General features: G+C 52.2%; 7 protein-coding genes and 2 pseudogenes. 3 read left to right on the top strand and 6 right to left on the bottom strand.

Features of this window, described 5'->3' with window-relative positions; translation table 11 throughout:
- Positions 1-2: 2 nt before the first annotated feature.
- Complete coding sequence (locus tag SD626R_RS02555) at positions 3-824, top strand: recombinase family protein (protein ID WP_176697255.1); 822 nt, start codon at positions 3-5, stop codon at positions 822-824.
- Positions 825-994: 170 nt separating this feature from the next.
- Here the strand turns inward: SD626R_RS02555 and SD626R_RS02560 are convergent, their stop codons facing one another.
- Positions 995-1,231 carry a hypothetical protein gene (locus SD626R_RS02560; RefSeq protein WP_092563060.1) on the bottom strand — a complete coding sequence of 79 codons (237 nt, stop codon included), beginning with the start codon at positions 1,229-1,231 and terminating at the stop codon, positions 995-997.
- A gap of 381 nt (positions 1,232-1,612) precedes the next feature.
- Here SD626R_RS02560 and SD626R_RS02565 point away from each other — a divergent pair, with 381 nt between their 5' ends.
- On the top strand, positions 1,613-1,987 hold the full coding sequence (locus SD626R_RS02565; RefSeq protein ID WP_092563063.1) for a hypothetical protein: 375 nt from the start codon (positions 1,613-1,615) through the stop codon (positions 1,985-1,987).
- Positions 1,986-2,324 (top strand): annotated as a pseudogene (locus SD626R_RS02570) (ISH3 family transposase); the annotation flags it as partial. The gene SD626R_RS02565 and the pseudogene SD626R_RS02570, both read left to right, overlap by 2 nt.
- A 215-nt stretch (positions 2,325-2,539) precedes the next feature.
- On the opposite strand, the gene SD626R_RS02575 reads toward SD626R_RS02570, so the two are convergent.
- The 5 genes and pseudogenes from SD626R_RS02575 to SD626R_RS02595 all read right to left on the bottom strand — a co-directional run bounded on the left by SD626R_RS02575 (position 2,540) and on the right by SD626R_RS02595 (position 12,172).
- Positions 2,540-5,884: a PAS domain S-box protein gene (locus tag SD626R_RS02575; RefSeq protein WP_092563066.1), complete on the bottom strand. Its 3,345-nt coding sequence runs from the start codon at positions 5,882-5,884 to the stop codon at positions 2,540-2,542.
- 192 nt (positions 5,885-6,076) lie between these two features.
- A pseudogene (locus tag SD626R_RS17100) lies at positions 6,077-6,226 on the bottom strand (RNA-guided endonuclease TnpB family protein); the annotation flags it as partial.
- Between the two features lie 265 nt (positions 6,227-6,491).
- On the bottom strand, positions 6,492-7,007 hold the full coding sequence (locus SD626R_RS02585) for a sensor histidine kinase (RefSeq protein ID WP_137706897.1): 516 nt from the start codon (positions 7,005-7,007) through the stop codon (positions 6,492-6,494).
- Entirely contained in the window at positions 7,004-7,897 is an 894-nt protein-coding gene (locus tag SD626R_RS02590) for a PAS domain S-box protein (protein ID WP_158298356.1), read from the bottom strand. The genes SD626R_RS02585 and SD626R_RS02590 overlap by 4 nt, the downstream gene beginning before the upstream one ends.
- Positions 7,898-7,999: 102 nt before the next feature.
- Positions 8,000-12,172 (bottom strand): PAS domain S-box protein, encoded by a 4,173-nt coding sequence (locus SD626R_RS02595; RefSeq protein WP_092563075.1) that lies wholly within the window; start codon positions 12,170-12,172, stop codon positions 8,000-8,002.
- Positions 12,173-12,310 lie beyond the last annotated feature (138 nt).

Here is a 12,310-nt window from a genome sequence, read left to right on the forward strand (position 1 = left end):
ACATGAGCAAAAACGGACCCGCGACTGCGGCGATCTATGCCCGCGTCTCAACATCGGATCAGGACGTATCTCGGCAGCTCGACGAGGCGCACGAGCATTTGGAACGTCTCGGTGTAGAAGACATCGAGGAGTATCCAGAGATCGTCTCCGGCGCTGCCGACACCGACACTCGCGAGGTGTACAACCGACTCCTCGACGATGTCGAGACGGGACAGTTCGACCTCGTGGTCGTTCACGAAATCAGCCGACTCTCTCGGCTCGGTCCGACTGAGATTCACGAGTTCATCCAACACTGCTTGGAACATGACACTGGCGTCGAGGCCCTCGATGTTGGCCTGAAAATCCATGTCGACGACGGCGAACTTCAGCAGACGATATACAGCATGGTCGCTCGGTTGATGGGCGACCTCGCCCAGATCGAACACCAACAAAAACTCCAGCGGATACGGTCGGGCGTCCGCGCCGCACAGTCCGCCGGAAAGTGGACCGGGAGGCCGCCAGCAGGGTTCGTCGTCGAGGACGGCTACCTCCGCGTTGATCCGGCCGAGTTCCTACACGTCCGGGAGGCCCTCACCCGTGTCGACCGCGGTGAGTCGTTCGCGACTGTCGCCGACGACACCGGCATCGCTGAGTCGACGCTCCGGAGCCTCCACCAGGATCGCCGCGATCTTTACCTCGGCGGCGAGGCCGAGGACAAGCGCGTCGACGACGCACTCACCGATGTCCGCCCGCTGGAGGATGCGCGGGCCGAGGATCCCAACCTCGAAGAACTGCGCGAACGCGTCGAGCGGCTGGAGGAGGCCACCGATATCGACCCCCACTGACGCACACCCTACCTCCTCAAACCCGAGTCGTGCGTACGTGTCGAATTGGTTCTATTAAAACCCTCAACCGGCGATCTGTCGTCAACCATTTGCTGAATATAGAGTGCGAATCGGCCGTGTACTATCTATCAACCAGGTAGGTTCGCCAACAGTACGAGCACGTACCAATCCTATCCAGCGAAGTCGTCAACTGCTGGCTGTATATAATCTAACTCACGGAGCCGGTCGAGCAACTCATCGTCGGAGACTGCTTCGCTGACTGCCATACTTAGGTCTTCGTTACGCTGTTCAAGCACACTAAGAAGTTGTCTCGCAGTCCTCAGTTTGTAACTTGCGTCCGGGTTGTCCATATCTTCTTGAACCTCTCCTAACAGCTCCTCTATCGTCGTGAGCACATCCACTACCATGAGCTAACTACGAGAACGAGTATCATATAGATGACTGGCGATTCGCAAAATACCCTGTGAGACGAAGTTTCTATATTTAGCACATCCCCAGAAACCTATTATCTCTTGAGGATCTCAACAGGGCCGCTTAACCAACAAAACCGCCCTTATCTACCCCTGTTGGTTAACGTCAGAGAGTACGAATTCCTCTGTGATGGGTCTTTATACACCGATCTGTTGGTTAGAAATCATCAGTGGGTATAACACTCGAGATGATGTTTTAATCCTCGAACAATAGACACGGACGATCAACGGTGTAACCTCTCGACTGCGTGCTGATAGGCCCACGGACCGGCACTCGGCGAGCGAAGGGCTTTGTCCGGTGACGCCGAAGCGCACCACATGAGCAGAGCCGTTTCTGTCGCCACGGCGTTTCTTGTCGGTGTCTGTGTGTTCGCGTGGCTCGCAGGGCCAGTGCTGGAGGCTCGGTTCGGTGCTGAGGCGTTGTTGGCCGCCTACGGGGCCGTGGCCGCTGGAACTGCAGCCACGACGTACGTACTCGTCCGTCGGGTCGACGCCCGGCTTTCGGGAGGAGAGACTAGCGGAGACGAACCGACAACCGCCAACGAGGTCGACACGGCCGACAACGATGGGCGGAACGCGAACGCTGGTGAGGACGAGACGCTGATCGTCCGGTTCGACGATCTGGACGATCTCGACGTGGAACGGGAGGTTCGACAGCTGAAGGCCGAACGTTCTGGCAGTGGCAAGGACTGACGCGCCGTTCATCGACTCACCACGAGATGCTCGATACCACCACGCGAAACGCTTCGGTATCGACACGAGCTATCGACTCTTTAAACAAAGTATTGCGACGACCTCAACACAAAATCCGGTCGTACGGCTGCTGTACGTCGTGGTGAGCTTGTTGTTACAGAACGTCTGGCGGTATTTACACTGGGAGTACGTGGCGACGCCCCGCCGTGGGGGGCGTCGCCTCTGGAAGTGGTCGTTCAAGGAGTTCATCAATATGGTTCAACGGGCAGCGTGGACGGCCCTCGCGACGCGTCGGGCCGTCTCCCCAAATCGACCACCAGACGATCGGTTTACTCGCTACTCTCCGACAGGGCTAGCCTTCGTCATGAGTGGCGACGCTGTCGCGTCGGCGGCAGTCGCCGCCGACAGCGACAGCTCTGCGTCAGTTCGTCGAAGATTTTCTCGTCAAGGCCACCCAGCACAACCGCTTCGCCACAGAGCTCAGGCTTCAGAAACAGCTAGCTGAGGATGCTTTGTGAGGTTCGGCAACTACTGTTTACGACGGGGAGGAGGTCACACCTCCCCTGATGATTTCTCAAATTCGACATCCATAACCTCAAATCGAGCTCCACCGTCACTCCCGCCTGTGACACGAATCTGCCAGTCATGAGCGGCGATAATCTCTTCAACAATACTCAGCCCAAATCCGGTTCCGTCTGCCGATTTCGAGTACCCGGCCTCAAAGATGTCATCATATTCCTCGGACGAAATACCCGGACCATCGTCCTCAATATAGAATCCGTCGTCAAGTTCCCCGACCGTCACAGTCACGTCAGATCCGCCGTGTTCGATTGCGTTTCGAAACAGGTTCTCAAACACCTGCTTGAGGCGGCTTTTATCTGCAAGTATACTCCGTTCGATATTGTTGAATAATGCTGCTTGGCCTGTGTCAACGGTTTCCCAGCACCCATTAATCATCGTGGCGAGATCGAACGGCTGTGCGTCGGTTACTTCTTTTCCTTCACGGGCTAGCATCAGGAGATCGTCAATCAGCGTCTCCATCCGGTTGAGACCTTTTTTTGCCTCATCCAGATAGTCGCTGTCACACTCTATGGATGCCATTTCAATTCCCCCCGTAGCGATTTGTAGTGGATTTCTCAAGTCGTGTGAAACAACACTTGTGAACTCCTCTAGTCGTTTGTTTGTGCGTTTAACCGACTCACGTTCAGTAATGTCGATATACATTGCTACCGTTCCGATGATCTCACCGTCTGCTGTACGACGTGGAACCGAGCGCAAGAGAGCCTCTACTACCTCACCATCGTTAGCCACTAGATTGCGTTTCTCTCTAGTGAACTCACCGTTAATCGATCGACTATATCCTCCAGATTGTAATTCTTCTTCCGACTCAGGTGTGTAGAATTCTGTGAGTTTGCTGCCGGTTATTGCGTCCGCATCGTATCCAAGTGTCTCGACGAACTGGCTATTGTAGTCCTCAATAATCGGCCGGTCGTCCTCAGATCGAGTGAGAACCGTCATCACTGGGGCTTCCTCGAACAGCGTTCGGTACTGTGATTCATATTTGTTCGCCAAATGCTCCAGTTCCTCTGTTTGTTGTTCCAACTGCTGTTTGCGTTCTATTCGTCTGGTGATGTCGGTCGTGACACCGGTAATCCGAAACGGATCACCGTTCTCGTTGGTAATTACGTCGAGGCGGGCCTGTACCCAGCGTACCCCACGGTTGGGATGGTTGACACGGAACTCCTGCTCGATTGGCCACTCTACTGTTCCATCTTGTTGGGCCTCCAGATTTTTGAGCAGCTCGTCCTTGTCATCGGTATGGACGTGCCGGAGCCAAGCCGTCGGGTCATCGTAGGCCTCCTCAGGTGTAATCCCGTAGATTGTTTCCACTGCCGGATTTACGTACTTAGTTTCTGAGTAATCAGTTGGTAATAAGAAAAACGCGTCTTGGACATTGCCGGCAAATCGTTCAAACCGCTCACGGACCATCCGAAGCTCCTGCTCGCGTTCCTTGCGCTCAGTGATGTCTTGGAACGTCCCTTGCACGGCGACGATTTCATCATCTTCATACTCTGGTTCTCCAAGGGCGCTTATCCACCGCACATCACCTTCCACTGTGAGAATCCGAACCTCCAGTTCGTACGGATCGCCCTCGGTTGCGAGACCGTTAAAGGCTTTTTCGAGGGTCTCTCTATCCTCCGGATGATAAGATTCAATTGCGTCTTCGAATGTCACATTAGTCTCCCGTGACACTCCGTGAATGTGGTACATTTCATCCGACCATCGCAAAGACTCTGACTGTATAGTAAATTCCCAACCACCGACAGCTGCGACTTCCTGTGTGTCTCGCAGAAACTGACTGCTCCGTTCAAGTTCCTCCTTTCGCTGCTTGCGTTCTGTTACATCACGGTATAGCCACAGAATCGCCTCACCTTCTGGCAGGGTGTACGGCACGTAATCGCGCTCAACAACGCGATTGTCTGCGAGGGTGAGCTCCTCGTTTTGAACCGCCTCCCGGCGTTCAATCCGATCTGCTATGCCTTGGATAAACCCCTCAGGATCGGCGAACTGGTTTTTGAGCTCTTCAGCCGCCGCGGCACAGTCACGCCCAACAAGTTGGTCACTATCGATAGGTTTGCCAAGTGTTTCGCCCAGTAGGTCATTCGCCATGAGTACGTCACGTTCGGCATCTTCGACGAGCACCCCCATCGGCAGATTTTCGACGATTGTACGGAGAACAGTATTCGTCTGCTTAATCTTCTGCTCGCGCTCTTTGCGCTCAGTGATGTCCCGGTTTGTACAGATAAGACCGCCATCGTCAAGCAGTGAGAGCGTGATCTCTTGAGAGACTGTGGTCCCGTCGCGTCGCTTACCCACAGTCTCGCCTCGCCACTCACCTTTCTCTTCGACTACTGGCAAGACGTCCCGTTCGATCCGTGTGATCTCGTCGTCGCCATACAGTCGTCGCCAGGTGCTGCCGAGGAGTTCACCGGCCTCGTAATCGAAGATATCGGCATGGGCTTGGTTCATGTAGATATACTCGTGGTCCTCGTTCAGGATCGAGATACCGTCCATCGCCGCTTCCATCGCAGCGGACTGCATCTCTAGTTCGGTTTTTCTTTTTTTACGTTGGGTGATGTCTGTTGAGATCCCGAGCACAGCGTTGCTGTCGGTTTCTACCGGGTCGTAAGGGATCTTTGTCGTCTCCAAGAGCCGTGTCTCACCATCGGCGGTCGTCAACGTCTCCTTGGGAATTTGTTTAGGCTCGCCAGACGCTATAACGGCCTGATCGTCGGAGCGGAACTGGCTAACTTGCTCCTTGGAGTCTGCGAAGTCGGCGTCTGTAGCACCCTCGAGGTTATTGACGCTGGTCCCATACGCGTCGGCAGTGGCCTCGTTTGCTAGCAGAAACTCACCGGTCTCGTCTTTAGCGAAGACGAGCTGTGGGAGCATATCGATGATTTGGCGCAACTGGTCGCGAGTCGCTTGGGCACGGTCTCGATGGCGATGTCTTTCTACGGCGTTTCGAATCTGATTGGCAAGGATCGTGTACTGAGCTGTTCCAGAGTCTTTTTGTAGATAGTCTGTCACACCGGCAGCGATCGCATCGCTTGCGACCGCTTCACTACCTTTGCCTGTATAAAGAATAAACGGCAAGGCGGGATCTTCCTCGCGCACTGTTTTGAGGAACTCAATACCGTTCTGGCCGGGCATATCGTAGTCGCTCACAATACAATCGAAGTTATCTGTGGCGAGTCGATCCAGCCCTTCGCTGGCGCTTGTTACTGTTTCAACAGCAAATTGGCTCTCCTGTTCAGAGAGTATATCGGCTGTTAGTCCCGCGAGAGCGGGGTCATCATCAACGAGAAGAACCGAAACGCCTGTTGACTCAATCATGTATGATAACTAAGCGGTGACACATATAGCATTTCGGAGGAAATTTTCATTCGGGATACTCAGCCGATTTTTCCATCTACTGTGAGGTTGATACAAGACTCGTCCAGATCTAGCCGGTCCTCAGACTAATTGACATCCTCCCACGCCTGAAGACGCGGGAATCCCACGGCACCGCACCGCTGAGTTGGGATATTACGGTTCGCAGTTCACGACCTGTTCTCGCGGGGCGAAACTGCCCTCGCTGCGGTCAAACAGGTGACCCGCTGGCTGTGCCAACCAGCCGTTATCCCTATCGCCGCCATCCGTGGCGAGACTCGGGAGTACCTTTTGTCGAAAGTACTCTACCGAGCTCAAAAGGGAATCCACGAAGCTAAGAACTCGTATTTTAACCGGCGAGAATGCTAAGGTGGAATTAGGCGCTAATCCCCCTTTTTCAAGGAGCAACGCAGAAATCGAAGCGACGAAGTAGCGCAGTAGGGAGTGGGGTTAGCAGAATACAGGCGGTAAGCCCCCTTCCTCAAGGAGCGACCAGCGGGAGCGAGTAGGGTGGGGTAGTTCACCGAGTAGACGTGACACGTTCCAGCGACTGCGTCGAAGGGTCCCACAATCACACTCTGGCAAGTGATTGTTGTTGTTGACCTCTGCTTGGGAGTTGAAACTGAAGTGCGGTCCCGTTACTGAGATCATCCACAGAGATGTTGCCGCCCGCTTGCTTGACTGCCATCCGAATTTTCCAGATTCCAAGGGCGCTACCGTGCATTAATGCTGATTCTTGGCCTGTCTCTAATACCGCAGCCTCTGCTGGTGGTATTCCGGGCCCATCATCCGCAATCGTAATTTTGATCCAATTGTTATCGGTGTTAGCTACGGTCACACCTACTGTTGGCGTCTCTTCGGTGCTTGCCGCCACGGCATTATCAATTGCTTCGATGATTGCTTTCTGTACATACACTGGGATGCGTCCGGTGAATGGAGCGTCTAGTGTCAACGAGATATCTGCTTCAGGATGTTTAGATTGTTGGGACTCAACGATATCTGGTAAGAAATCACCTGGAAGCTTATGATCTGGCTTTCCGGATTCTGATTCGATCAACTTTTGGACTTCTTTCAGTTCACCTGTCATTTTTTCCATGAATCCAAGATATTCTTAACTCTATTTGCGTGAGACATGCGCTCTTCACGAGAAACCGCTGTCGCAGCCATCTGTGTCCAGCCATTTACTTTCATCAAATCATTTCGCATGTTATGACGCATCAGACGGTGGAGAACTCGAAGGTGTTCTCTCTGCCGTTGTTTGTCAGTTATGTCGTAGCCAGCTACGATGAGCTGTATGACCTTACCGTTCTCATTAGTGACTGGCTTCACTGAAACCTCAATAGTTCTAAGACCATCAGCTCCCCTCGCTTCAGTTTCGTAACGAACAAACCCACCATCTCTTGCTTGTGCTATCGCATCTTGAATACCTTTTTTGACCTCTTCAGAGTGCGTCCACCACGAGATCTCGTCGAACTGCTCATTAACGACGTTATCACGCTCAAGACCACCAAATTCCAGTGCGGTGTCGTTGATCTCGATGATGCTTCCGTCTAATCGTAAGAGACCAGTTATCTGAATCGTGTTATTGAACAGGGTTTCGTATCGGTGATTGAGCGTTTGTTGGCGGGCTGCGTAGTATCCGGCAGTAAACAGTACTAACGCCCCACCACCCGCGGAAACTAACAGCCTAAACTGTGGTTCTACGAGCGGCCGACCCTCAATTACCTCGACTGTAAGTGTTATTCCTGCAATCGTAGCTCCTACAAGACCACCAAAAATCGTCCAAATACCAACAGACCATTCGGTAGTAGCGGTCAGATTTCTTTGACGAAGCCAGTATCCTGCGTATATTAATCCGAGACTGAGGCTCCCGTCTAAAAATAGTGCGATCATCGGTCCAAGTTGAGTGGAGAGTACAGCAATCTCTCGTACATGGTGGCCAACGGATAGGGTCAACAGCAGACTACCGAATGTCATGACCACGGCTGATCCTCGCAGTCTAGACATACATGTTAATGTAGGCGCACCCGCATATTGCTTGTTACTCACCCTGAATTTAGACACGTACCGACTTTGTAGTCACTTAGTAGGAATGTGGAGGTTGATTTCCGTTCCCTTCTCATTCAGTTCAACCGAGATATCTCCGCCTACCTGTGTGGTGATCATCCGAACCATCCACAGTCCAAGGCCCTGCCCATGATCAAGGTCGGTTTCGTTCCCAGTCTCGAGGGCATGAGCCTCGATTTCTGGGAGACCGGGTCCGTCGTCGCAGACACAGAGTTCAACCCACTCGTTTTCAGCCGGGGTGACCTCAAGATTAATCGTAGCGTCAGTATCAGCCTTAGCTGCGTTCTCCACAAGTTCTCGGACAGCGTCAAGCAGTATCGCCGGCACTTGTGTTGACGCGTCAACTGATATGTCAGTTGAAATAGTCGCGGTGGGGTACTGTTCGTTGATTGGAGCCACAGCGTCCTCAATTAGTGACCCGGGATTAACACCAGCTACTTTGTTTGATTGTCGAGATGCTTGGCGTATCTGTTTTACACGATCAGTCATTGACTCCCACTTGTCAAATATCCGTTCGAGCGTTGCGAGATGTTCGGCACGCGTGCTAGGCTCTGGCTCCTCACTCATTTGCTGTGCCCAGCCACGAAGTTTTGATAGGTCATTTCGCATGTTGTGCCGCATCACCCGGTGGATGACATCAATATGCTGGCGTCGGTGCTGTTGGTCGGTAATGTCGCGACCCTCTGCGACAAGCACAGAAATATCTCCTTCACCCGTTATGACCGGTTTTATCGAGAGGTCAACCGTCGCGAGACCGGACGCGTCTTGAATCTCCGTTTTGAATCGAACGGTCTCACCCTTTCGGGCTTGAGTGATCGCATCCTGTACTTTATTTTGTACTGTCTCTGAGTGCGTCCAGAAGGGCGTTTCGTGGAATAGATCTCCAGCTATTCCGTCACTTTGATCGCTAGCGGGTATTATTTCACTGTCGTTCACCTCGATAACCGTTCCGTCAGGTTCCAACAACCCCGCAAACTGGAACGTCTGATTGAAGATACTCTCAAATCGGCGTGCACGCTGTTTACTGTCAGTAACGTCTCGGAGGTACAGCAGCATTCCGTCGATAGCGTCGTCGTCCAACATATTCCGGCACTGTAACTCAATATTGAGCCAGTCGTCGTTACCCGATTTGAAGCGACATTCTGCCTGCTGGTCAGCATCCGTGCTTTCGACAGTAGCGAAAAACGTCTGCATCAACTGCTCGCGTTCAGTTTCATAGACGTAATCGAAGATATTCTCACCGACCATCTCATTTGGATCATACGCAAGAACTGCTTGTGCTGAGCCGCTAACGTAGCTAAACGTCCCGTCTGTCCCGACGATTGCGATCACGTCCTCAGACTCTTCAACGAACCGCTCAGTGCGACGCCGCTGCTGGCGTCGCTCAGTCATGTCCCGGACAATCTGCGCGTACCCATGAGACGTCCCCTCGTCGTTCTCGAGCCGGACGTACCGTGTATCAGCATAGAACTGGTCCCCATCAGCTGTCACTCGCCATCCTTCGTGAGAGCTCTTCCCAGCGACTTTGGCCTGCTGAAGCAGTCTCTCTGGGATCTTTGACTTTCGATCAGCAGGCGGGTGGAGTGTAGCGACGTCCATCCCAAGTGCCGATTCATCAGTGTATCCGAACAGCTGTTTGGCGCTCTCGTTCCACGTCTGGATCTGCCCGTCTTCATTGATGGCGAGGAAAGCATACTCGTCAACGCTTTCAATCAATAACCGGAATCGCTCGCGCTCTGCAAGCAATTTCTGTTCGCGCTCTCTGCGTTCAGTAATATCCTGCTGGATACCGATGTAGTTCTCGACAGTACCGTGTTTGTCTGTAACGGGTGTGATCGAGAGCTGACTCCAGTACGGTGTCCCGTCTTTTCGATAGTTTTGAATGTCAAGTGAGACCGGTTCTTCTCGGCTAATCGCTTCGCGTAGCCTCTGTCTACTTTCTGGGTCGGTGTCGTCACCCTGGAGAAACCGTGGATTTTGGCCGAGTACCTCCTCTGGCTCGTATCCAGTTATTTGTTCGAACCCGTCATTAACGTACACTAACGGATTGTCGTCTTTTGTTGCGTCAGCGATCTGGATGGCAACAGTGGCTTCGTCCATCGCCCGCTCTTTCAGTTCCAGTTCACGCTCGCGTTCTTTGCGGTCCGTTTCGTCCCGGACAGTACAGACGAGGCGACCATCGTCGATGATTGTCAGAGAGAGTTCAGCAGGGAACGTCGTTCCATCAGGCTGGGTACCCGTGACTGGCCCACGCCAGTGGCCGTCAGCTTCGAGAGCTGGGAAGACCTCGGTTTCGAACCGTTCGATCTCAGCGTCATCGTACAGTCTGCGCCAAGAGTCTCCAAGCAACTCCTCTTTACTCTCGAAGCCGTACATCTCAATATGTGTCTTGTCGATGTACGTGTATTTGTCATCTTTAAGAACTGCGACGCCATCAGCCGCTTGTTCAATAGCCTGCTGGAAGAGTTTGAGCTCACGCTGTTGACGTCGTTGCTCGGTCTCGTCGCGAGCAGTACACACAATCCGACCATCATCGATCAGAGTTAGGGAGATCTCAGTCGGGAAAGTCGTTCCGTCCGGACGTTGACCTGTGACCTGTCCGCGCCAGTGACCGTCGGACTCAACTGCTGGGAGGGCTTCTGCTTCGAGCCGAGAAATCTCAGAATCGTCGTACAGCGTGTGCCACGTTGACCCAATTAACTGGTCTTTGTTGTCGAATCCGTACATCTCGACATGAGTGTCATCAACATAGACGTACTCCTCGTCGTCCAGAATAGCGACGCCATCAGCACCTTGCTCAATTGCCCTTTGAAACGAGGCCAACTGCCGCTCTCGTTCTTTTCTACTGGTGACGTCTCGAAGGACACCAGCTGTCCCTCGGAATTCATTTTTGCCAATTAATCCGATACGGTTTTCGACAACCTTACGCTCGCCGTTACGCGATTTAAGTTCGAATTCCGATCGTTTTGACCGCTGATCGGTCGTAATTAGATCATCAATCTGCGATTGGATATGAGCGATGTCGTTCTCATCCATCCCGACTGATGGGTCTGCACCGATCACGTCCTCTCCGTACCCGAACTCTCGCTCTGCGGCATCGTTGACGAATGTGAATTTTCCATTAGCATCGAGCGCATATACTGGGTCATCAACTGCTTGAAGAATAGTCTCGTACCGTTCGACATCTAAAAGTTGGTTCTGGTGTTCGATTTCAATTCCAATCCGCTGTGCGAGAAGGTTGATAAACTCGTGTTCGTCGCGGTCAAACGCCTCTGACCGCGGCTCGCTACTCGTAAAGTTGATCGTTCCGTATAGTTCACTATCAACAAAGACCGGAACGCCGATATACGCGACGCTGTTCTCAGACGCTGGATGCGTTCCGTAATCCTCCACAGACGCGTCGGCGAACGATCTGGATTCGAGAAGGTCTTGATTGAGTGTGGCTTCACACAGCTGATCCGAAACATCGTATGTCGTCTCTTTTTCGCGCTCGGTCGTCGAACCAACCGTGTACTCAATCTCGATTGTTGAGTTTTCTACTTTCGTAAGAATTCCAGTGTCGAGTCCGACGTAATCCTGACCAAGTGAGAGTAGTTGTGTGACGATTGTCTCGTGACTATCTGTGGTTGTTTTAGGCTGATAGACTTGATCGAGTGAGTCCGCATCAAATTCGACTGTACGCTGTTGTTCGTCCTCATCTGCTCCGTTATTTTGGATCAGTCGGTCAAGTGCTGCTGTAGCCGCAGATGTAGCCTGAGTCAGTCGCGAAAGATCACCGCTGGGGACTTGGTCTTCATTTAAAATTTCAACTCGTAATACGCCATGCTTACCTACAGGTAGAAAGACGTCTGTTGGGGCACATTCCTTACTTTCACTGAGGCTCTTTGTTTCCAAGTCAGTACGCCGCTGTGATTGACCTTTCTTAATAACAGAGCGCACAACTGATACTGACACGGTTTCTTCCCTAACATCTCCAAAGTTATCTGTAGTTTTTTGTGGGCTAAGTTCTGTATCCAAATCTGATTCAGTACCATTTCTGTAGAAAGCGACCGCCGAGTCGGAAAGAAATGACTGAGCTAGCAACAGTAGGTTATCGACAACTATTTGACTCGATCTCGCGCCGCCAATAGTTTCAGCGAAGGCTAACGAATTAACTTCGCTGTTTGATTGGTCGGTAATATTCATATATAGTTATCGAAATAGGAGCATATTAACCTGTTGGATGATTTGTGATATGAGAACTACACTTTCTACAGAAGTAGACACACATTTCATTGCCCCAATTTTCTTGGGAAACTACCCTCCTTGATTATCACAGACAAT

It is taken from the genome of Halorubrum sp. SD626R, from assembly GCF_001261915.1.
In the GTDB taxonomy this organism is placed as follows: Archaea; Halobacteriota; Halobacteria; order Halobacteriales; family Haloferacaceae; genus Halorubrum.